Genomic DNA, 20,993 nt, shown 5'->3' on the forward strand with positions numbered 1-20,993 from the left:
ATTGCGCTTGCGGTAGCGGAGATAGAGACACTGTCTTGTCCTAAAATAGGTTTACACAACAGTAAACAAAAATGGAAAGATATTCAAAAGTGTATGGCAGCAAATGGCAAAGCCAGTACAGCGAGGAGTTTAAGCGTAAAGTTTGTCAAGAATATTTAGAAGGTCAGGAAAGCCGAACAACGATTGAAAGGAAATACAAATTAGGCAATAGCCGTATTGCGTTTTGGCTCAAATCATTCGGATTGGAGATGAAGAAAACAATTTATGTATCTTCGAATGATATGCCAACCAAGAAAGATCAGGATGTCCCGGCCGAAAACAGCGCATCAATTAAGTTATTAAAAAAGCAACTTGAAGATGCATTGCTGGAGAAGGAGCTTTATCGTAAAATGATAGAAGTGGCCGAAAGAGATCTTAAGATCAATATCCGAAAAAAGTCCGATACCAAGTAATCCGTGAGATTAAAGACAGCTACCCTGGGATGAGCCTGGTGAAGTGCTGTTGTTTACTTGGAGTTACCCGGCAGGCCTATTACCAGCATTTTTGGGAGACAGAAGCGATAAGCTTTGAGCAGGAAATATTATTAAATGAGGTCCGGGCAATAAGGGCCATACATCCGATTATTGGCGGTAAAAAACTCTATGTTTTGCTGCAGCCTTTTTTGCTTGAGCACCGGATAAAAATGGGCAGGGATGCGCTTTTTGATCTGCTTGCTGCTCACTACTTGTTAGTTAGAAAGAAAAGGCGGCGCATACATACTACTCAATCTTTTCATTGGCTAAGAAAATATCCTAATTGCATAAGAGAAATTATTCCGACTAAAGTGAACGAAATATGGGTGTCAGATATCACTTACTACAGGACAAAGAAGGGATTCGTTTATATCAGTTTTATAACGGATGCCTATAGTAAAAAGATCGTCGGCTATCATGCCGCTGATACACTGGATGCAGTTCACACACTTAGTGCTTTACAAATGGCCATTAAAGAAAGTGACCAGCCTTTGACTGGCTTAATACATCATTCAGACAGAGGTGTTCAGTACTGTAGCTATGATTATGTAAAGCTATTACAGGACAATGAAATAATCATCAGCATGACCGAAAACGGAGACCCTTTAGAGAACGCAGTAGCGGAACGGATAAATGGAATAATGAAACAGGAGTACCTGGAACATCATATACTTAATGATAAAAACCAGGTTATGGAACTTTTAGCTAAGTCTGTAAACACTTATAATAAGCTAAGGCCTCACATGAGTTGCAATATGCTTACACCTGAGATCGTACATCAAAATAACCTATCTGTACAGCGAAATTGGAAAAGTTATTATAATTCAAAAAATGTCAATCTGTAAACCTATTTTAGGACTAATCAATAATGTAAACCTATAGCAGGATTAATCAATTAAACTGTAAACTTATTTTAGGACGATACACTGTAAACTTATTTTAGGACGATACAATTTGATGATACTTAGCAATCGCTGGCGCACGCGTGTCGCGTGTGCCCCGCATGCTATGCTAAGTGACACACAATTCCTCATCGGTATGTCCTTCATACTTAGCAACACATCATACCTCACTAAGCTCTATACCTTTCCATTCAGGATACACGCGACACGCGTGCACCAGCGCTAGGTAAAGGTTTAATTAATATTGAGTTTTTATAAAACAACATAGGCTGGTACACGCGGCACGCGTGCACCAGCCTATGTAAAAACCTTCTGTTAGCCCATCGCTGGCCTATAGCTGGCGCACGCGTCGCGTGTGAACCGCATGCTCTGCATTACGTCACATCTTATCACCCCCCTTTTCTCAACCATATATCCTCCCTTACTCAATAAACAACTTTTTGACCCTGCCAGCCGGTATTTAACAGAAACTGCTCCCAGTTAAGGGCATTCGGATCGACCCTGCGGCTCCATTGCAGGTCCCGGTCTTTGCCGAAATAGCCATACTCAACAGCATACTCCGCCATTCCCATGGTCTCATCTACCAGCAGTTTGTTTGACCCAAATTCGGGCAGGTGATGCAAAAAGTCCTCCCGGGCAAAAGCAGCGCCGTAAACTGCTTTCTTACCCGTAACACGTACAAATGTATCTACCATTTCCTGGGGTGAAATAATGTCACCGATCACCGGCAGGGACTTGCCCGCATAATAACCAGGATCTGAAAAAATTTCTAAAACCGCCGGACCTGTGGCTGTCAGCGGGTCCACAAACGGAGCCCTGAAGTGTCTGGGTAAATAAATCGGGAACACCAGCGTGCCGCCCTCCATACGGGGCGTATAGAACTCCATCAAATTGGTGTAGAAAAATGCCATGTAAATGAACGAACTGGTGACAGGCAACGTGCGGATATAAGCTTCAATGTTTGCCTTATCGGTGAAATGAGGGGCAAACTTTCTCCCTCCTGTAATTTGATCTACATTTTCCAAACTACTAAAAATAATATGTTTAACGCCGGCTTCAACTGCTGCGTTAGCCAACTGTTTACCCAGTTCCTCCTCGTGCGTTTGGTGCGGGTCAATGCCCGGTGTCATCATAAAAACGCCGTCCGAACCACGGAACGCTTCCACGTAATCTTTCTGAAAACCCAGGTCAAGCGGTAAGTTAACGAGTTCCAATCCCTGCTCAAGCAAAGTGCTCAACCCCGGCGAGCCGGTACGACGGGTAATACCGCGCACCCGGTACCGTCTGCTTGCTAACAGTGTCCGGGCGGCACTATAGCCTTGTTTACCCAAAACGCCGGTAATGGTAATAAGCGGTTTATTATTTTCAGCCATCATTTTCTATAAATTTTAAACTATAATTATTATAGTTGCAAAACTATTTATAGATATATACATTTGCAATAACTATCCTTTTTGATAGCCTTAAGAAAATCGTGTTATGAAAATAGAATGTATCGGAGACCATGTGAAACTTAATGGCAAAACGTATCCTTGTACGGTGAGCCTGGCCATGGACCTGATTGGCGGAAAATGGAAAGCGGTGATCCTGTACCACCTGAAAACCGAACCGAAAAGATACAGCGAGCTCCTGAGGGAAATGCAAACGGTAACGGAGATGACCCTGAGCTTACAGCTCAAGCAACTGGAAAAAGACGGCCTTATTGTACGAAAGGTATATGGTAAAAAACCACCGGTTAAAGTGGTTTACAGCCTCACTGATTTCGGCAAAACGCTGGTTCCTGCTTTGGAAGCGATCACGGCCTGGGGCAATCAGATAGCCGAACAAAAAGGCGAGTTTATCAGCAATACTTTGGAAAACATTGTGTGACTATTAGGTCATATCTTGTCACAGTCATACCTTTCCTGGCAAATAACATTCAAAATACACGCGGCACATGTGCACCAACGTTTAAAAATATTATCAAATTAACAACCTAACAAAAAAGGCCGGCCATTTTCTGGTCAGCCTTTTCACATAATTACCCCGGTACCGCAAGCAATTTTGACACTCAGCACTTTTTCCACAAGGCACAGCTTTGTTTTAGCCTAAATCTTATACAGAAAGGTTTACGATGGATTGTCGCAAATGCCCCCGTTATTTGTCGCGTAGATAACCTTTGCTTTGCTGTTCATTTTCAGGATCTTTGATCAAACCAAAAAGTAAAACCATGGAAAACCCTTCAGCAAATAACGCCGATATCATCACTATAACCGAAACTAAAAAAATACTCGACGTGAAAATGTCTATGCTTAATGGTTCAACCTTTGAGCAAACGATGATGAATAATGCAAGTTTTAAGGATGTATGCATCACCGGGCTTAAAATTACCGATGCTAACCTGAGCGATCTTGAAATTGAAGGAGCGCAGCTTGGCGGGGCTTACATCCACAACATAGGTATGCCGCCCGAAGGCCACCCCGCCTACGACCCTGCCGCCAAACAACGCCCCCTTAAATTTGAAAACTGCGACCTGCAAGGCAGCACGCTAAGCGATTGTAACTTAAGCGATGTTAGTATCACCAACTGTAACCTGAGCGGTATGAAAATTAACGGCATTGATGTGGTTGAACTGCTAAAGGAATATCAACAGAAATAAACCAAGAGAAGATCGTCATTGGAGGCACGAAGCAATCCCCGACTTTACAAAGCGAATCTGCATAGCTGCTCTGCTTATTGGGGATTGCTTCGTATCTTACAATAACGCTTTTTTAAAAGTTATCACATATTAGCTTTGGGCTTTCTGCATTCAGCTTTTCGCTTTTAATTACTCACCCACACATTATCCTTTTTATTGCTGTCGGGATCATAGGTGGTGCCCAATACTAATTTTTTAACTGCTTTTTTGGCGCTGAAATTAACTGTGGCCGTTTTGTTACCGGTTGCCCAAACAGCTATGCTTTTATGTACCAGTTGGGTAGTGCCATCGGTATAATAAACAGTTAAATTTACCGGGATTGGTTTGCTGCCAACCCTGTTTATAATGGCGCTGTAGTTTTGCCCGGCATTGGTCACTTTGCTGATGGCCAGGTCGGTTACGCCATTATCAAAGAACCAGGCTTTCCAAAACCAGTTTAGGTTCATGCCCGAGCCGGTATTCATGCAATTAAAGAAATCGTAAGGCATAGGATGTTTGCCGTGCCATTGTGCAATATAGTAATGCAGGGCTTTGGTAAACAGCTCATCGCCCAGCAAATCTTTTACATATAAATAGCCCAGGCCCGGTTTGGGATAGCTGTCGGTAAAACCGGCCGGGCCTGTGAGCATTGGTGTAAGTGTCATTACCGGTACATCAACCTCATGACCCGCGCTCTGTTCAACAGCAGCAACACCATATGGGTCAACTATAGAAGGATCAATCTCCGGGCTAACCAGCCATTCGCCTATGGTTGCCCAGCCCTCGTCCATCCAGCCGTATTTGGTTTCGTTAATGCCCATGTAAAACGGGAACATGGTATGGAAGATCTCGTGATCGGTAAGCTCAATGGCATCGGCCTTATCTTCCAGCGGATTGTCATTCACCATCATCGGGTACTCCATCTGGTCCAACCCGTCAAAAACAGTTTCATGCTGGTATGGATATGGCCATTTCGGGAATTTGTAGCTCATCACTTCCACTGTTTTACGGGCGTAATCAACCACTGCATAATAATCTTTGTGCTTTTCGTTAAACACCGCATCAACGCGGGTACGCCTGCCGGTTTTAGGATCAACTACCAGGCTTGATGCTTTCCATAAATAATGATTGCTGGCAGCAAAAACAAAATCGGTAACGCTGTCGGCCTCAAACTTCCAGGTGTTGGTTGGGTTGTTTTTGGTGATGTTACCCGCTTTAATATCATCTTCGGTAATAATATCTGTTACTTTATCGCTTGCGCCGGCATCGGCAATACGTTTAACTATGCGGCTGTCGTAAACCTCGGCGGCGTTTTTCAGATCGCCTGTTGCCCAAACTTTATAGTCGCCGGGTATGGTGATCTCCGCGCTGAAATGACAGAAATCGTTATAAAACTCCTGTGCGCCAACGTATGGATAATCGTTCCATCCGTCAATATCATCATAAACTGCCACGCGCGGGAAGAAATAGGCAATGAAGAATGCACCGCTATCAATTTGGCCGGTGCGGATATGCGAGCCCTTGTTTAAGGTATAAGCATAGCTGATATCAAAATGTACTTTTTGCTTTGGCGCGATAGGGGGAACCCGCTGTGTCATGTTTGTGCCGTTGATGCGGCGGGTTTTAGCGCTGTCGGGGGTTTTATTATCGATGCTAAGGATTTTGATCTGCACCCCATCGGTAAGATCACTGGCCGAAACCTGCATTTGGCGTACCGAACCTTTTTTATATAAGTTGGGGTAAAGTTTAAACTGTACCCGTTTTAACGTATCGGGGCTGTTGTTAACATAATCAATACCAACTGTACCACTTAACAGGCGGGTTTTAGGGTCGAAATTTACTTTGATCTTATAGTCGGCAGTGTTTTGCCAGTAATTTTTGCCGGGTGCCCCGGTTGTGGTGCGTGTTCCTTTGGTATAGGTTTTTTGCAGGTTTACAGCTATGGGTAAGCTTTGCTGGGCCAATGCTGCGGTACTGCCCAATAATAAAGCAAAAGGCAATAATTTTTTAATACTGATCATTTATGCGGATATATATGAGTTATATTTGAGGTAAATATAATAAACCGTCGCAGAACCCGGTAAGCGATAATTTTGTATCGCCGGTATGGTTACAGGGCAAGCCAGCACGGTTTTGAGTAGTTTACCATTTTTAAATAGTATCCATGACTGCCGAAAAAATGATCATTGTAACCGGTAAGCAATACCTTGAGCTAAAACAAAGTTTAGAAAGCGGCGAGGGGCTTACCTATAATATAGGTACTGATAAACATCCCGAAATGGTTAAGATCACCAACATTTATATGGACACTGATCCTGACTTTACCCGCAACCCGCGCCAGTTTGCCCGAATGCATGAAGACCTGAACGTGCAGGTGAAACTGGAGTATATAGCCGAGTAATTTTCATGGCTATCCGAAAGAATAAGAAAGTGGGATTCCCTTCTTTGCAGGTAACCACCAGGGCTCCTGAAAAAAATGTGATAACATATAAAATATATTTCAGCAATTGTGTGCGTAGGGCCGCGTTAGGGAAGTTTGGCCGGGTTTCCGGTTGGTTTATAAAGGGACATGCCTTAAATTTGGATAAGGCTTTACAGGAAGTAACAGTGCTACAAATTAGTGTTAATTACCTGATAGGGAATCTTGTTCCAGTTGCTTATTGAAAGGTTTATTGGTGATGCCGTTCTATAGAGCGGTATTCCCGTGCAGGATGCTATCGAATTTTATAAGCAGCAGGCCTTAAAGCTTATTTAATTTAACCATTAGGCTTATGTCAAAAACACTTGAGATCGTCCATCCCAATGCGGCAGGGATAGATATTGGCAGCAGAAATTTCTTTGTAGATGCAGGCGAAGATCAGATCCGTATCTTCCCCACTTTTACGGCAGACTGTAACGCGATCCGTGATTACTTGCTTTCTTTAGGTATCAATACAGTAGCGATGGAATCCACGGGTGTTTACTGGATAACACTATACACAGTTTTGGAGGAAGCGGGTGTAGAAGTTTACCTTGTAAATGGGCGTGATGTAAAAAATGTCCCAGGTCGAAAAAGCGATGTGAAAGACTGTCAGTGGCTTCGTCAATTGCATGGCTATGGCCTTTTACGGAAAAGTTTTATACCGGAAATTGAAATGCGTAAAGTTAGAAGTTACCTCCGTTTGCGGCAAGATCATATCCGTGCCGCCGCCACACAGGTTCACTTGATGCAGAAAGCTCTAACCCAAATGAATATCCGTTTTACAGAAGTGATTAACGATATCAGCGGAGCGAGCGGAATACGCATGATAACAGCCATACTTGGAGGCGAAAGAGATGCCATTACGCTGGCAGAATTATGTCATGAGCGGATACTGGAAAAGAAAAGAGATCTGGTGATTAAATCACTGGAGGGGCATTATAGCGAGGAGCATCTGTTCGCCTTGCGTCAGGCTTATGGCACCTGTTGCTATTACAATAGTTTAATAAAAGAATGCGATGCAGAGATAGAGCGTCAGTTAAAAGATATGTCAAAAGATAAAGACGATATTGAAACAGCTGTAAAACGCAAACCGATTCGTTACCATAAACCTGAAATAGATAACCTGCATAAGCCTTTGCTGAAATTGACAGGAGGCAAAGACCCGATAGGCATAGCAGGAATAACCGATTACAGTTTTCTCCAGATCGTAAGCGAGGTGGGAACAGATATGAGTCCCTGGCCAACAGAAAAGCACTTTAGTGGCTGGTTGAAACTGGCACCGATGAAATCGAGTTCGGGAAAGATGCATAAACGGGTACGGATGAAGCGTCAAAATAATGCAGGGCTGATATTCAGAAATCTGGCCCAGGGTCTATTGAACAGCAAACACCTCGCTCTTGGGGCATTTGGTCGGAGAATACGTGCAAGGCGGGGAAGTCCTATCGCCATAAAGGCAATAGCGCGAAAGATAGCGTGCTATTATTATAGGGTAATGACTAATGGCAGTGAGTTTGTAGAAAAAGGAATAGAGGCCTATCAAAACCATTTAAAAGAACAGAAAAGGAAGCAACTTGAAAAATTGGCACTACAGTTTAATATGCAATTAGTCCCTGCATAAAAAAGTGTGTCCTCAGGATTGCAGTGTAAAGCCCACAGCGCGGGTTGGGATTGCGGGCCGGAAAGGCGAGGACTTGTAACGGAAAGCCCGGCCCGTTAGCTAACGGGAACGCCCATGTTATAAAATCGATCAAAAAATACATTTAATGATCAATAACTTACAATTACGCCATTAAAAGCTACCGTGTGTGCATATCTTTTAATTGTGTCATTAATTGAAAAAACATCATTTCCGAACGAACCTAAAGGGATATTCGCATGCCGGAGGTGAGGAAAAACCTTCGCCATGCTTTTACAGGTATAGTGCAGAGCCTGATGCAGATGATTGCTCTTTCGCTCGGCCAACTCAAACCGCCCTGCTCAATCGAAATGACATTTTTTATAAAAAGATATCTATTTTTAGGCCATGCATCACCCTGAAGATAATCCCTGGAAAATAACATCCCAAAAAAATATCTACGATAACCCCTGGATCAACCTCACCGAGTACCAGGTCATTAATCCCTCCGGTAACCCGGGGATTTATGGCAAGATCCACTTTAAAAACATGGCCATCGGTGTTTTACCCTTAGATGATGAGCTGAATACTTACCTTGTAGGGCAATACCGTTTTCCGTTAAATCAGTACAGTTGGGAAATGCCGGAAGGCGGCGGCCCCGAGGGAACAGACCCGCTTGAATCGGCCAAACGCGAACTACTGGAAGAAACCGGGTTAAAAGCTTCACGGTGGACAGAGATCCAGCGCCTGCACCTCAGTAATTCGGTAAGCGATGAGCTGAGCATATTGTACCTGGCCCGCGGCCTTGAACAGTTTGAAGCCGAGCCTGAAGAAACCGAACAGCTGATTGTCAAAAAAGTGCCTTTTGCCGAAATGTACCGCATGGTTTGTAATGGTGAAATCACCGATGCCATGACTGTTACCGCAGTGCTTAAAGTACAGTTGTTACTAACAGAAAACCGTTTGTAAATTACCGCTTTGCCGAAAAAAATATAACTTCGCCTACTGATGAAAAAGTTATTAGGATATATCCTGTCGCCTATTGCCATAATTGCATTTTTTTTAGCCCTGGTTATTTTTCAGCCCATCCAATGGATCTGTTTTCGTTTTTTTGGCTATGCCGCACACAAACGTTCGGTTGATATGCTGAACTTATGCCTGTTCCGCACTTTTTATATCCTTGGCGACACGGTGACTTTCATCAATAAGCAGAATTTGCCTGTGGGCAGGCCGATTATATTTGTGGCCAATCATCAAAGCCTGCTCGATATCCCCCCGCTTATTTATTACCTGCGTAAGTATCATGCCAAGTTTGTTTCTAAAATAGAGCTTACCAAAGGCATCCCCTCTATTAGTTATAACCTGAAACACGGCGGCGGTGCTAATATCGACAGGAAAGACTCCCGCCAGTCCATGACCGAAATGATAAGTTTGGGTGAACGTATGAAAGCCAATAACTGGTCGGCAGTGATTTTCCCGGAAGGCACGCGCTCCAAAGACGGCGTGGTACGATCTTTTCAGCCGGGAGGCGTTGCTATGCTTTTAAAAAAATGCCCCGATGCCCTGCTGGTGCCTATCGCCATAAAAAACACCTGGAAAGTTGTACGATATGGCTTTTATCCGCTTGATACTTTTATATCCATGAGCTGGACCGTGCTTGAACCCATTGAACCCGGCAAAACCCCGATTGGCGACCTTGTACTGGAAGCCGAGAACAGGATTAAGGCTGCGCTGTCCTAATTTCGGATTTCGGAGTTTTGATTTCGGATTTTTTTATTTGTCATTTCATTCCCTCTCGTGAATGCCGCTGTTGGTGTTGTCACCAACAGCCCTCTCCTGGTCGAAGTTTAGCGGCAGCGTAACTTCGTCCTAAAATGAGTTAAGCTTTCAGCTTAACTGTATTCTCATTTCGAAGATTATATTAGTTCCCGTCCCATCAGGGTCCTCTGCGAGAGACCCTGATGTCTACGCCAGTTTTTTACTTTTCTGTCCCGCAAGCAGAATGCTTGTCCTGTTTTGGGACGAAGTTACGCTGCCGCTAAACTTCGACCAGTGAAAGAATCCTTCCTGTCCAAATCCAAAATCCCAAATCCGATATCCGAAATGCAATTAATCTGTTAATAATCAGTTAAATGTTAACAAATAAATCACATGTTATTTACGTTAATATGAAACGTTATCGCTTATTTTTATAGACCCATAAAAGAGGTCGCCTAAAATTTACCTAAAATAATTTTTATGACCTGGAGAAAATTCAGCGGCGAAGTAATCCAATCGCCCATTATGGAAGAGGTTGAAAAGGCAATTGAACGCGAAGCCCTCCTCGGTAACAAGCTCAAAGTATGTATCGGCACCGACTCACAAGTTAAAGGATCCGTAACGGATTTTGCAACGGTGATCGTGTTTCTGCGCGAAAAACGCGGCGCTTTTATGTTCATACACCAGGAGCGTACTTCGCAAAAAATGAGCATCAAAGAAAGGATGCTGAGCGAAGTGCAGAAATCTATCGACATTGCTTACAAGCTTTGCGATTTGCTCGACCTATATGATGTGGAGCTTGAAGTACATGCCGACATTAACACCAACCCTATGTTTAAAAGTAACGCGGCCCTGCATGAGGCTATGGGTTACATCCTGAGCATGGGCTTTGTGTTTAAGGCCAAGCCCGAGGCTTTTGCAAGTTCATACTGCGCCAACAAAATAGTGCAGTAAATTTGCCGAAACCCAAAGCGTGTATCTATATTTGATATTAAAATATATCAGATATACCTATGTCGCCACTTATTGAAACCAACGACCCGGCTTTAGCCGCACAGGATACTATTCTTATTGATGCCCGCGGAGGGCAGGACTCTTACCAGCGTTACCTGGCAGGCCATTTAAACCACGCCATCTACGCCGACCTTGACCAGCACCTTACCACTAAACCCGATGACCCCGCCTTTGGCGGCAGGCACCCGCTGCCCAATATACAGGAGTTTGCCGTGCTGTTAGGTAACTGGGGCATTACACCCGATAGTCACGTAGTGGTTTATGACGATAAATCGGGCGCGTTCAGCGCATCGCGTTTATGGTGGATGCTGCGGGCAATCGGTCATGAAAATGTGCAGGTACTGAATGGGGGCTTACAAGCTGCTAAAGATGCCGGAGTAGAGTTGAGCACCGAAGCCTATACGCCAACCGCGGTTGACCCGTACCCGGTAACACATGAGTATGCAGGTACGGTTAAAATAGATGAAGCAGGTGAAGCCGCGCAAGACCCTTCAAAACTGGTAATTGATGTACGCGAAACACCACGCTACCTGGGCCAAACAGAGCCTTTAGATTTGATAGCCGGCCATATCCCCGGTGCCTTAAACCTGCCTTATATCAACAACCTCGGTACCGATGGTAAGTATTTACCTGCCGATGAGTTGCGCAAGGCTTACGATGCAGCAATTGGCGATGTAGCGCACAGCGAAGTGATAGTTCACTGCGGATCGGGTGTTACAGCCTGCCACACCCTGCTGGGCATGGATTACGCTGGTATCAGCGGCCCCAAACTTTACGTTGGTTCATGGAGCGAATGGTCAAGAAGAGATTTACCGATAGGGAAGGAAGAACGGTAGGTTTTTACTCACCCTGGCTGCGCTGCGATCATTTCGCCGCCGCTCGGCTCCAGCCGGGCGGTGGCTTCTTTTTTATCGTCGGGCTACGGTATAATTCAATGTTAAAACACTTGTCATTCAACCTTGTTACCCCATTGTGAAAACATACGTTTTAAAAAGAGAGCAATCCATTTCCATCAGTATTGAACAGGCCTGGGATTTTTTCTCGTCGCCATTAAACCTGGCAAAAATCACCCCGGATGATATGCGTTTTGTGGTAACTTCCGATTATACCGCGGACACCAAAATGTACGCCGGGATGATCATCACCTATAAAATATCCCCTTTACCGGGTATCAAAATGAACTGGATGACGGAGATCACCCACGTTGATAATAAAAAGTATTTCGTTGATGAGCAGCGTTTCGGGCCATACGCTTTGTGGCACCACCAGCACCACTTTAAAGAGATAGAGGGAGGCGTTCACATGACCGATCTACTGCATTATGCCATTCCTTATGGGGTGATAGGCCGGTTTGCTAATGCTATTTTTATTAAAGGGAAGTTGGAGCAGATTTTTGATTACCGGGTTAAAGCAATTGAAGATTTGTTTGGGGTTTACAAATAAATGACTGCCGCGGGTTTAGCGCAGCGTAACCCGTGGTAGTATGATATAAGCTTCCAGCTTACGGAAATTAAGCTGAAATGATGCGAACCATAGGCTGAAAGCCAGCGGCAGCGTTATATTAAAAGATATTAATGCCTGCTTCTCTGTATGCCGAAAGTTGTTCATTGTCGGGAGATACATCGGTGATGATGGTGCCCAGTTCTGTTACCGGGCCTATGTAATAAGAATCAGCTTTATTTATTTTTTCTAAGGTGGATAAGGCAATGGTTTCTTTCGATACTTCGATCATCGTTTTCTTGATCTCGGCCTCTTCATAATCCCTTGTTGTGATACCGATGGTGGGGTGCACACTGCAGATCCCAAAAATGCAAAGATCGGCACGGATGTTCCTGAACGCATTTATTGTTTCGTGGCCGATGGTGGTAAAGGATGATTTGTACAGGCGACCGCCTGCAAATATCACTTCAACCATTGGGTGGTCTTCAAGCGCGCTGGCAACCGGAAAGCTATTGGTAACTACAGTGATCCTCAAATCGTCGGGCAAGCTTTGGGCTACGGCCAGGGTTGATGTACCGCCGTCGAAAAGTACTACCTGCCCGTCTTTTAAAAAGCTCAACACTTTTGAGGCTATCACCTTTTTTGAAGCAACATCATGCTTTTCTCTTGCCCGGTAATGATGTGGAATGGGAGAGTGGGCAATTGCGCCGCCCCTCACTGCCGTTAGCAGCTTCTGATCGGCCAGTACTTTAATGTCGCGGCGTACAGTATCTTCCGAAACATTGAGTTTTTCGCTCAGTTCGGTAAGCATAACCTTATTGTCTTTTGATACGTGATCCAATATGATCTGGAGTCTTTCTTCTCTTACCATGTCTGCAATATAATGCAAAATTATAATTTATTTGCGAAATATTGCAATATTGCTTTATTTTGTTGCATGAAAACGCAAGCAAAGAAAACTATCGCCATTGATATGGACGGCGTTATTGCCGATGTTGAATCGCAACTGATCAAATATTATGAACAGTTGTATGGCATTACTACAAGCCTCGAAGCTATTGATGGCTTATCCCACGCGGAGGCTTTTCCGTTGGATGCTGTAACGAAAGCTTCCCTGAACTTACCCGGGTTTTTCCGTACGCTACCGGTTATGCCAGGCGCTATTGAGGCCGTTAAAAAGCTGATGGAAGATTATGAGGTATACATTGTATCGGCAGCTACCGAATTTCCATTATCGCTATTTGAAAAGCTGGAATGGCTCCAGGAATATTTCCCGTTTATCAGCTGGCGTAATGTTGTGCTGTGTGGCGATAAAAGCATCATCCACACCGATTACATGATAGATGACCATTGTAAAAACCTTGACTATTGCAGCGGTAAGGCGATCATGTTTAACGCACATCACAACAAGCATGAACACCAGCATGTGCGGGTTAACAATTGGGATGAAATATTAAACTTGTTTGAAAAAGAGGTGCAGGAAGCCTGAGGAACTGTTTTAGAGAATTATTTATACATCGTGTAAGAATCATTGCCGTTGACTTTAGTCAACGGAATAATGACTGAAAAACAGGAGCTTTAGCCGAAATGCCGCCTGAATAATTGGGCTGAAGCCCGCAATGGTATTTGCTTTACCGTTGACTAAAGTCAACGGCAATGAATACCTTTCATTGTAAATAGTTTTGAGGGCTTACTTCGTATCTATCCGGTAATTAAGCGATGCCGAAAAACTGGTGCCCGCACCCGTATTACGCCCGGTAACAAAGGTGCCACCTGTTAAAAACAGCGACAGGCTTTTGGCAAATGCGTGGCCGTAGCTTAACGATACCTGGTTAAAGGCAAAGTTTTTACTGGCGCTGGGGTTTACGTTAAAATCCTTATTGATACTGGTGGCATAAAAACCGCCAACACTTAATGAGATCTGCTCGCGGAATTTTTTATCAAGTGTTAGGCCATATGTGGCGTTATACCTGTCCTGGAAAACGCTTTCGTAACCAAAATATTCGCGTACACCGTTTTCCAAAATAAAGAATGAGTTTTTGCCGAATAAATGCCCGCTGCCCGCAAAGGCCAGTTTAAGTTCGGCCCCTTTTTGATTGTAACCTAATGCTGTATTGGTATACATAGGTACAATGGCTGTACCCTGTAAACTGAAGTAATATTTATAATTGATATTGGCCAGGTAATACCTGATACCGACTTCCAAATCCTGGAAGCCAGAGCTTTTGCTGGTGCCCAGATCTGTACTAAAGGTATTCATTACATAAGGTGCCAGTACCGACAGGGTAAACTTGCGGCTCAAGCCAACTTCTGAATATAAGGAATAGCTCCATGAGCTGAACTTGCCATTATTGGTAAATGCGCCTTTATGGCTGTCGGCATCCCAGGCTTTATTGGCAAAAAAGTAAGTTGCCGATGGCGACAGCGAGATCCTGCCCGGCCTTACCGGGAAACCTCCGGCATAACTTTTACCTGTGGCTAAGGCAAATATTACTATCCCCGCAAGTAAATATTTTGATAAAGTATTTTTCAAGGTCATGTGTGTAGATTTTAATCGTTTTAAAATAAACCAAAGCTGTCGCGCATCCAACGGCCCTCATAATCCTTGTATACCTGGCTCACCTCGTGCCCAAGGTTTTTAAATACCATGAGATGTTTATCACCATGCATTGAGTTAAACACCGCGTAACCATTGTTTGGCGGCACGTAGGGATCCAAAAGACCTAAGCCTAAAATAGTTGGACATTTTATGGTTGTTACAAAGTTTTTGGTGTCGTAATAGTCAAGATTGCTGAGCACCTGGTTAAAAGTTACGCCGGGCTTGCTTAAAACATATTTTTTAATGTCGTTAATGGGCCACTCAACGGCACCAACCAGGTTACGGATATCGCTCATGATAGGGTTTTGTGCCGAGCAAAGGGTTACGCGATGATCGAGGCCTGCAAGTGCCAGGGATAAATAACCGCCCATGCTGCCGCCGGTAGCCAGGATCTGATCATGCCTTAAATTGGGCTGCGCATAAATAAAATCAACGGCGCGCACACAATCCATAATCACACCGCGCATTACGTACTTGTTTTTATCCTCAATATGATAGGAGATAAAGGCATCGCGCTCGGTATGGATTACATCGCGGCTGGTGCCTTGTCCGCGGGTGTTAAGGGTAATGATCACCAGGTCGGGGTCGAGGCCCACTATCGGGTATAACTTTACCTGGTAACCGGGCAAGCCAAGCAATACCGAAAATTTCTTGTTTTTATTTTTGCTGATGGGTACCGTCATGTAACCACGGATGGTAAGGTTATCAAGCGATTTCATTTCTATTTCGTAAACCTTGCGGTTTTCGGTGTTCATAGATGGTACTTCGGTGATTTTGTAATTGGGTTTTACCCTGGCCAGTTCATCTTTGGCGGTTTGCCAAAATTGATCAAAATCGGCCGGCCTGGCATATTGCGACCGGATTTCCTCCGGCCTGATCCCGAAAGCGCGACGGGTAGTATCGTCATAGTCGCTTACGTTAATCATCATGTTAACCTTGTAAAAGCCTGTTTTTAGGTTAGGCACATCAAAATCATATCTGGAAGTGCTTTTTTTGCCAAGGTTTACCGGCTTTGACAGGGTTTTAACAATTTGTCCATTTTCGGTAGTGATATTGTACGATATAGTACCCTCCTGGTTGGTATTGTACGTGTTTTTAATTTCAAAACTGAATGAGGCGGCAGAACCAAATATGCCATCCTTATTGTTGATGGTTAGTGCTGTTGATACTTCATCGTCACCACCGCTTTTGTCGGTAGCTTCGGCCGGTTCTTTCTCAGTTTCCTGGGCCATGACCGGTTTTGCGGCACACATGGTCAATAAAGCAAAAGCTATGATCAGTAGTTTGTTAGCGTTTTTCACCATGTTATAATTAAACTTTAATCTTAGCTGATTCATTTTCGGGATTGCGTACTTTGTTTTTGATCAGGAAATCAGACTTGCGGATATAATGATTAAGCGGCTCCTCTATCAATTTAAACAACGTTATGGAAACGACATTTAAAACGATAAAGGCGTACAAAAGGTTTAAACTATCATACTCAAACGGCGAATGCCAGTCTACCCCCCACTTATCATAAAGCTCAAAAACAAAGTCGTTAAGGCTGTTCATCCCCTGGTGTATAAAGTTGTACATATAGCCCAGGTGGATAAGGTAAAATATATAGGAGCTTTTGCCCAATAGCTCAATAAATGGATGTGCTAAAAACTTTTTAAGGAGGGTAGTTTCGGTGAGCAGGCCATAAAAGAAAATGGTTATGGATATGGCCAGCAAGTAGTTATTGGTTACAATGCCCCAGGGATTATGCAAACCTGCCTCATATCCTTTCGGGATAGTTAAGGCAGACATGATCCACACGCAAAAAAAGATCATGGAAAAGCCCAGGTAAGTAAATTTCTTTTTGCTTGTGCCATCCAGTTTTTGTTTGCGTACGATGAGTGCCAGCTGGATACCCGCAAAAAACTCAAAGCAACGGCCCAAAAAGGTGTACAACATCATGAACGTAAAGTTGCCAAAGAAACCGAACCAGTTTACATGACGAAATATGAGCACCAGCAAAATCCCCAGGCCAGTAACTGCTATAGGCTGGATGTAAAACTTTTTGTATTTGGTGGCTATAAGGAAAATAAATGGCGCCGAAAAATAAAAGCATTCTTCAACCGTGAGCGACCAGCCCTGGGCAATACCGGTAAACTTAAACTGATCAAAAAAACCCCGAACAAAAACGATGTTCATGAAAAACATAACTACCGGGTTTTGTCCTGCCGTTACTGTTTGGTTTTGGGTAAAATGATAAGCTATGAACGCCCCGATGGTAAGTAGCGCGTACATGGGGTAGATGCGCGCTACCCGGTTTTTAAGGTATTGCAGAAACCAGGCTTTTGTTAATTTAAAACTATCAAAATAGCGAAATGCTATCAAAAAGCCCGAAAGCACAAAGAAAATGGTAACCCCGATATGGAACTCATTTAAGAAACGTTGCACAGAGTGGGGAAATTTCTCATCAAACACATAGGCAAAATGCGATATGAAAACCAGGTAAGCCGCCATGGCCCTTACACCGGTTAACGCCGGAATATAATTGGATTGTGCTCTTTGTGACAAAACGAACGTATTTTAACTTTCAGATCAATTTATTATACGTAAATGTTTGCAAAAGGGATACCAAGTATTGAATAGGAACAGTTGATTAAGTAGCAGAGGCAGTTTTTAGGTACAGTGAGGAAGGAAGCGATTTACTTATTCGTTAAACCTGAACCGGGATTTGCAGGATTAATGGATTTTATCGGTCCTGAAGATAAGGCTATCGACAGGCATAAAAATCCTGCCCATCCTTAAATCCTATAAATCAAGGTTCAGACTTTACAAATCAAGGTTCAGACCACTTCCCTGCACCACACCCCTGTTCAAAATCCGTTGATCAATATAATACTGGATCTCAGATTTTTTCAAACCCCAGTTGGGGGCGATGAGCAGTTCACGGTCGCTGAGGCCGAAGAGACGCTGGATCACAATGTCCGGGCGAACAAGGGGCAGTAACTCACACAGAAAATCGGCATATTCTTCAATGCCAAACAGGTGGAACGGTTCGCGTTTATATTTTACGCCCATTACCGAGCCTTCAACAATATGCAGGTGGTGGAATTTTACGAACTTGATCTGTTTAAAACGGTTGATCTCGTCGGCATATTTCAGCATCATCTCTTTAGTTTCCCAGGGGAAGCCGAAAATGGTATGCACACAAATATCCAGCTTTGAATTTTCCACCAAACTAAGGGCTTTTACGAGCTCTTCATGGCTGCAGCCGCGGTTAATCTGGTTCAGGGTATCGTTATAGATACTTTCCATACCCATTTCAAGGTCAACATCAAAACGGTCGGTGTAGCTTTCCAACAGGGCAATCTTTTCGGCATCGATACAATCGGGGCGGGTACCTACCGAGAGGCCTACAATATCTTCAGTACCATAGCTCAGGGCCTCGTCATACATCATTTTGAGGTAATGAGCCGGTGCGTAAGTATTGGTATTGGGCTGAAAATAAATAATAAATTTATCGGCCTTATTACCTTTGCGGGCGCGTTCCATACCTTCCTCAACCTGTTGCCTTACGGTAGGGGCGTTGCGGCTAACCGACGGGGTAAAGGAATCAACATTACAATAAGTACAACCGCCGTAACCCTTCGACCCATCCCGGTTGGGACAGGTAAAACCACCGTCGACAATTACTTTAAACACGCGGTGGCCTTTATATTTCTCTTTAAGCCAGGGCCCGTAATTGTTGTAGCCTTTTTCCCAGGTTGTTATTGTTTGCTGTTCCACTTTGCTGTCCTTGATTTCAAGATTGACGATGGTTTCATCCTATCAAGGGGCAAAGATAGTGATTTTTGATGAGGCTGGCTTTTGGTTATTGTTGACACGGGTTAATACTTGTACATGGCCAGTAACTGTCTTGCTGAAAACTATAATTTGATTAGATATAGTATAACTTGATATGCTTACTAAGCATGCAGAGCACATGCGTGTGACGTGTGCTCCGCAGAATGGTGCAGTTTTAACAGGTGAAATATTAATTAACTTTAGTAAAATAGATATTGTTAATATCTTCTCCCTGCATCAAACTGGTAACCAATTTGTTACCCGTAAACGAGAGGATTTTTTCTGAATAGTCGTTATCAGGAACACCGCCGGGATTGCTTCCTCCATAGTAAACAAAATGAGTATAGTTTATTTGATCGCTAACTATAACGTAGTTAAAGGTAGTAAGCAAATGCCCGGAAACTGTTGTACTCCCGGTGCCATCGTTTTTTAAGATCAACAGGTAAGTAGTTTGCCGTGTAGTGTCCGCCCCTAAAAATACGCCGTTGCTGTAAGAGTTGTAAATGCCCATATCGGCACGCCAGGTACCTGCATATTTGTTTTCGGGCTTGCTATCGTCGGCACCTTTTTTACACGCAGCAAAAATAGTTAACAGGAACAGGAATAATAAACTGTAAATTTTATTCATAATTAAGTGTGATAATGTTTCAATAGGAATAAATATAAAATAAACTGTCAAGTATTTATTGCTTATTCTAAGAAACTGTTTAAATACGATTAAATGAAACTACTATATCCCCACGTCATTGCGAGGCACGAAGCAATCCCCTACTATACAGGGCGGATTTGCTTAGCGGATCTGCCTCTTGGGGATTGCTTCGTGCCTCGCAATGACGGCTTTTATATATTTTTAAACAGCTTCTAAGAAAATGGTCAGATGGAGAATCGGCAATTAACGGTCCAATAAATATAATCGTTTACCCATTTATAAATGATTAGCTTTGACTAAACACGTTCTTTAATTAAAAGCATATGAGCCTAAAAAAGCCAGGGGATACCCCCATTACCAGGAAACCCATTCCCACCACCTCTCCGATCATTCACCCCAATTTAAATAACAAATAGATGGCCGCTAAATCATCAGAAATGCAGGCCCGTGAGTTTGTATATGACCTTGACAATTGTGCCAGCGAATACGGGTTTGGCAAGGAAGACTTTTGGCAGGTACACCTTGTTACCGAAAAAGATAAAGCAAAGCTTGCAAAAACCTATTATCCGCTTATGTCGGTGCCAATGGCTGCAGAAGCTATTCCCACGATCCTTTCCCTTGTGCAGGGCAAGCTTATTAAATTTAATGGTATGGAACTGCCGGCCGGCAAATCTGTGGTTATTAAAGATACACAGCAATACCTGGTAGCTTACAATATCAAACGAACGTTTTGATCCTGTTGCTAATTCACCTTTAAATAAGTCTTTTTATAGGTGCTCAGGATCTCCGTTATTTTGGATGGGTCTCGTTTTTCAAACAGGTGGATGATCCATACGGTAAAGCGTAGCATGCCAACCGGGTTAACAATCCCTAAACCCAGCTTATTGATGTCATTATCCCTGCTGGCTATCTGTTTAGGATAAGCATCCCCGGTACGGGTAAACAGGTCTTCGGCAAAGCACCAGGCACCATCGCGGGCATTGCCAAGGGCAAACTGGATCAGGATAGAGTTGTTTTGCGCGTGCAAACCTGCCAGCGACAGCAGCGGCGAAATCTGGTTCAGCTCGCTGATCACCTCGTAGGTAAGCGCCGAAAGTATAGTGTTGATGGAATTAAAATCTTTATGAACTTCGGTTAGCGGCTGGTTAAGGTTGCGTGCTACTTCAACAACGGCAACACCCAAATCAAGGTTGATATGCGCGTTCATGCCAATGAGCAGGTGCTGCAGTACCAGTCTCGACGATTTATTAAAAATACTGAAAGCCAACTCCCAGCAGTTTGAGCAGGGCTGTTTTCGCTGCCAGCAATGATAAGCCATAATGTACCTGTTGGCGAAGATCACGTCCAGTTGTTCCATGCGGGCAGGGTTTTCAAACTCACCATTTTGGATGCCTTCCCTTACCTTGCAGGTAACCTTATGGTACAGGGCCGCAAAATACCCGGCCCGGCTGTCGGTTTTTATAGCATCGGCAATAATGGCTTCTAACTGTTCAATAATTTGATCGATATTTTGAGCTTGGGCAATAGGTTCCATAACAGGCAGACAAGTTTCAGGTATATTTAATTGTTTT

At 43.7% G+C, this 20,993-nt stretch carries 22 protein-coding genes; 13 read left to right on the top strand and 9 right to left on the bottom strand.

What is annotated here, in order from left to right; translation table 11 throughout:
• Nucleotides 1-71 precede the first annotated feature (71 nt).
• Entirely contained in the window at nucleotides 72-452 is a 381-nt protein-coding gene (locus tag SNE26_RS17075; protein ID WP_321554927.1) for a hypothetical protein, read from the top strand.
• A gap of 29 nt (nucleotides 453-481) precedes the next feature.
• Nucleotides 482-1,357: an IS3 family transposase gene (locus tag SNE26_RS17080; protein WP_321554928.1), complete on the top strand. Its 876-nt coding sequence runs from the start codon at nucleotides 482-484 to the stop codon at nucleotides 1,355-1,357.
• A 482-nt stretch (nucleotides 1,358-1,839) separates the two neighbouring features.
• Here SNE26_RS17080 and SNE26_RS17085 read toward each other — a convergent pair whose 3' ends face one another.
• Nucleotides 1,840-2,790 carry an NmrA/HSCARG family protein gene (locus SNE26_RS17085; protein WP_321555130.1) on the bottom strand — a complete coding sequence of 317 codons (951 nt, stop codon included), beginning with the start codon at nucleotides 2,788-2,790 and terminating at the stop codon, nucleotides 1,840-1,842.
• 103 nt (nucleotides 2,791-2,893) lie between these two features.
• On the opposite strand from SNE26_RS17085, the gene SNE26_RS17090 reads away from it, so the two are divergent.
• Nucleotides 2,894-3,283 (top strand): helix-turn-helix domain-containing protein, encoded by a 390-nt coding sequence (locus SNE26_RS17090; protein WP_321555131.1) that lies wholly within the window; start codon nucleotides 2,894-2,896, stop codon nucleotides 3,281-3,283.
• A 340-nt stretch (nucleotides 3,284-3,623) separates the two neighbouring features.
• Entirely contained in the window at nucleotides 3,624-4,052 is a 429-nt protein-coding gene (locus SNE26_RS17095) for a pentapeptide repeat-containing protein (RefSeq protein WP_321555132.1), read from the top strand.
• A gap of 164 nt (nucleotides 4,053-4,216) precedes the next feature.
• Here SNE26_RS17095 and SNE26_RS17100 read toward each other — a convergent pair whose 3' ends face one another.
• Nucleotides 4,217-6,091: a M1 family metallopeptidase gene (locus SNE26_RS17100; protein ID WP_321555133.1), complete on the bottom strand. Its 1,875-nt coding sequence runs from the start codon at nucleotides 6,089-6,091 to the stop codon at nucleotides 4,217-4,219.
• 143 nt (nucleotides 6,092-6,234) lie between these two features.
• On the opposite strand from SNE26_RS17100, the gene SNE26_RS17105 reads away from it, so the two are divergent.
• The 7 genes from SNE26_RS17105 (at nucleotide 6,235) to SNE26_RS17135 (ending at nucleotide 12,361) form a co-directional block, all read left to right on the top strand.
• The gene (locus SNE26_RS17105) at nucleotides 6,235-6,471 is read left to right on the top strand and encodes a hypothetical protein (protein WP_321555134.1); all 237 of its coding nucleotides are present in this window, start codon (nucleotides 6,235-6,237) and stop codon (nucleotides 6,469-6,471) included.
• Between the two features lie 370 nt (nucleotides 6,472-6,841).
• The gene (locus SNE26_RS17110; protein WP_321555135.1) at nucleotides 6,842-8,149 is read left to right on the top strand and encodes an IS110 family transposase; all 1,308 of its coding nucleotides are present in this window, start codon (nucleotides 6,842-6,844) and stop codon (nucleotides 8,147-8,149) included.
• 405 nt (nucleotides 8,150-8,554) lie between these two features.
• Nucleotides 8,555-9,115, top strand: coding sequence for an NUDIX hydrolase (locus tag SNE26_RS17115; RefSeq protein ID WP_321555136.1), 561 nt, complete (start codon nucleotides 8,555-8,557; stop codon nucleotides 9,113-9,115).
• A 39-nt stretch (nucleotides 9,116-9,154) separates the two neighbouring features.
• Complete coding sequence (locus SNE26_RS17120; protein WP_321555137.1) at nucleotides 9,155-9,886, top strand: lysophospholipid acyltransferase family protein; 732 nt, start codon at nucleotides 9,155-9,157, stop codon at nucleotides 9,884-9,886.
• Nucleotides 9,887-10,384: 498 nt separating this feature from the next.
• Nucleotides 10,385-10,858 (top strand): ribonuclease H-like YkuK family protein, encoded by a 474-nt coding sequence (locus tag SNE26_RS17125; RefSeq protein ID WP_090533971.1) that lies wholly within the window; start codon nucleotides 10,385-10,387, stop codon nucleotides 10,856-10,858.
• Nucleotides 10,859-10,917: 59 nt separating this feature from the next.
• The gene (locus SNE26_RS17130) at nucleotides 10,918-11,754 is read left to right on the top strand and encodes a sulfurtransferase (RefSeq protein ID WP_321555138.1); all 837 of its coding nucleotides are present in this window, start codon (nucleotides 10,918-10,920) and stop codon (nucleotides 11,752-11,754) included.
• 136 nt (nucleotides 11,755-11,890) lie between these two features.
• Complete coding sequence (locus tag SNE26_RS17135) at nucleotides 11,891-12,361, top strand: SRPBCC family protein (protein ID WP_321555139.1); 471 nt, start codon at nucleotides 11,891-11,893, stop codon at nucleotides 12,359-12,361.
• A 118-nt stretch (nucleotides 12,362-12,479) separates the two neighbouring features.
• Here SNE26_RS17135 and SNE26_RS17140 read toward each other — a convergent pair whose 3' ends face one another.
• Complete coding sequence (locus SNE26_RS17140) at nucleotides 12,480-13,229, bottom strand: DeoR/GlpR family DNA-binding transcription regulator (RefSeq protein ID WP_321555140.1); 750 nt, start codon at nucleotides 13,227-13,229, stop codon at nucleotides 12,480-12,482.
• A gap of 66 nt (nucleotides 13,230-13,295) precedes the next feature.
• On the opposite strand from SNE26_RS17140, the gene SNE26_RS17145 reads away from it, so the two are divergent.
• Complete coding sequence (locus SNE26_RS17145) at nucleotides 13,296-13,847, top strand: 5'(3')-deoxyribonucleotidase (RefSeq protein ID WP_321555141.1); 552 nt, start codon at nucleotides 13,296-13,298, stop codon at nucleotides 13,845-13,847.
• A gap of 201 nt (nucleotides 13,848-14,048) precedes the next feature.
• Here the strand turns inward: SNE26_RS17145 and SNE26_RS17150 are convergent, their stop codons facing one another.
• The 5 genes from SNE26_RS17150 to SNE26_RS17170 form a co-directional block, all read right to left on the bottom strand.
• The gene (locus SNE26_RS17150) at nucleotides 14,049-14,897 is read right to left on the bottom strand and encodes a hypothetical protein (protein ID WP_321555142.1); all 849 of its coding nucleotides are present in this window, start codon (nucleotides 14,895-14,897) and stop codon (nucleotides 14,049-14,051) included.
• Nucleotides 14,898-14,917: 20 nt separating this feature from the next.
• Nucleotides 14,918-16,294, bottom strand: coding sequence for an acetylxylan esterase (locus SNE26_RS17155; protein ID WP_321555143.1), 1,377 nt, complete (start codon nucleotides 16,292-16,294; stop codon nucleotides 14,918-14,920).
• Nucleotides 16,269-17,501, bottom strand: a complete 1,233-nt coding sequence (locus SNE26_RS17160) for an acyltransferase (RefSeq protein ID WP_321555144.1) — start codon at nucleotides 17,499-17,501, stop codon at nucleotides 16,269-16,271. The genes SNE26_RS17155 and SNE26_RS17160 overlap by 26 nt, the downstream gene beginning before the upstream one ends.
• 258 nt (nucleotides 17,502-17,759) lie before the next feature.
• Entirely contained in the window at nucleotides 17,760-18,716 is a 957-nt protein-coding gene (locus tag SNE26_RS17165; RefSeq protein ID WP_321555145.1) for a TIGR01212 family radical SAM protein, read from the bottom strand.
• 247 nt (nucleotides 18,717-18,963) lie between these two features.
• On the bottom strand, nucleotides 18,964-19,401 hold the full coding sequence (locus SNE26_RS17170; RefSeq protein WP_321555146.1) for a hypothetical protein: 438 nt from the start codon (nucleotides 19,399-19,401) through the stop codon (nucleotides 18,964-18,966).
• 437 nt (nucleotides 19,402-19,838) lie between these two features.
• On the opposite strand from SNE26_RS17170, the gene SNE26_RS17175 reads away from it, so the two are divergent.
• Nucleotides 19,839-20,156 carry a hypothetical protein gene (locus SNE26_RS17175; RefSeq protein ID WP_321555147.1) on the top strand — a complete coding sequence of 106 codons (318 nt, stop codon included), beginning with the start codon at nucleotides 19,839-19,841 and terminating at the stop codon, nucleotides 20,154-20,156.
• Between the two features lie 8 nt (nucleotides 20,157-20,164).
• On the opposite strand, the gene SNE26_RS17180 is transcribed toward SNE26_RS17175, so the two are convergent.
• Nucleotides 20,165-20,956 (bottom strand): DUF5995 family protein, encoded by a 792-nt coding sequence (locus SNE26_RS17180; RefSeq protein WP_321555148.1) that lies wholly within the window; start codon nucleotides 20,954-20,956, stop codon nucleotides 20,165-20,167.
• Between the last annotated feature and the right edge of the window lie 37 nt (nucleotides 20,957-20,993).

The sequence above is a fragment of the Mucilaginibacter sp. cycad4 genome, assembly GCF_034263275.1.
Taxonomy (GTDB): domain Bacteria; phylum Bacteroidota; class Bacteroidia; order Sphingobacteriales; family Sphingobacteriaceae; genus Mucilaginibacter.

Excerpts from the sequence above, each read along its gene's own strand:
- SNE26_RS17075 (WP_321554927.1), top strand. The coding sequence starts at position 72 with ATGGAAAGATATTCAAAAGTGTATGGCAGCAAATGGCAAAGCCAGTAC.
- SNE26_RS17080 (WP_321554928.1), top strand. The coding sequence starts at position 482 with ATGAGCCTGGTGAAGTGCTGTTGTTTACTTGGAGTTACCCGGCAGGCC.
- SNE26_RS17085 (WP_321555130.1), bottom strand. The coding sequence starts at position 2,790 with ATGATGGCTGAAAATAATAAACCGCTTATTACCATTACCGGCGTTTTG.
- SNE26_RS17090 (WP_321555131.1), top strand. The coding sequence starts at position 2,894 with ATGAAAATAGAATGTATCGGAGACCATGTGAAACTTAATGGCAAAACG.
- SNE26_RS17095 (WP_321555132.1), top strand. The coding sequence starts at position 3,624 with ATGGAAAACCCTTCAGCAAATAACGCCGATATCATCACTATAACCGAA.
- SNE26_RS17100 (WP_321555133.1), bottom strand. The coding sequence starts at position 6,091 with ATGATCAGTATTAAAAAATTATTGCCTTTTGCTTTATTATTGGGCAGT.
- SNE26_RS17105 (WP_321555134.1), top strand. The coding sequence starts at position 6,235 with ATGACTGCCGAAAAAATGATCATTGTAACCGGTAAGCAATACCTTGAG.
- SNE26_RS17110 (WP_321555135.1), top strand. The coding sequence starts at position 6,842 with ATGTCAAAAACACTTGAGATCGTCCATCCCAATGCGGCAGGGATAGAT.
- SNE26_RS17115 (WP_321555136.1), top strand. The coding sequence starts at position 8,555 with ATGCATCACCCTGAAGATAATCCCTGGAAAATAACATCCCAAAAAAAT.
- SNE26_RS17120 (WP_321555137.1), top strand. The coding sequence starts at position 9,155 with ATGAAAAAGTTATTAGGATATATCCTGTCGCCTATTGCCATAATTGCA.
- SNE26_RS17125 (WP_090533971.1), top strand. The coding sequence starts at position 10,385 with ATGACCTGGAGAAAATTCAGCGGCGAAGTAATCCAATCGCCCATTATG.
- SNE26_RS17130 (WP_321555138.1), top strand. The coding sequence starts at position 10,918 with ATGTCGCCACTTATTGAAACCAACGACCCGGCTTTAGCCGCACAGGAT.
- SNE26_RS17140 (WP_321555140.1), bottom strand. The coding sequence starts at position 13,229 with ATGGTAAGAGAAGAAAGACTCCAGATCATATTGGATCACGTATCAAAA.
- SNE26_RS17145 (WP_321555141.1), top strand. The coding sequence starts at position 13,296 with ATGAAAACGCAAGCAAAGAAAACTATCGCCATTGATATGGACGGCGTT.
- SNE26_RS17150 (WP_321555142.1), bottom strand. The coding sequence starts at position 14,897 with ATGACCTTGAAAAATACTTTATCAAAATATTTACTTGCGGGGATAGTA.
- SNE26_RS17155 (WP_321555143.1), bottom strand. The coding sequence starts at position 16,294 with ATGAATCAGCTAAGATTAAAGTTTAATTATAACATGGTGAAAAACGCT.
- SNE26_RS17170 (WP_321555146.1), bottom strand. The coding sequence starts at position 19,401 with ATGAATAAAATTTACAGTTTATTATTCCTGTTCCTGTTAACTATTTTT.
- SNE26_RS17175 (WP_321555147.1), top strand. The coding sequence starts at position 19,839 with ATGGCCGCTAAATCATCAGAAATGCAGGCCCGTGAGTTTGTATATGAC.
- SNE26_RS17180 (WP_321555148.1), bottom strand. The coding sequence starts at position 20,956 with ATGGAACCTATTGCCCAAGCTCAAAATATCGATCAAATTATTGAACAG.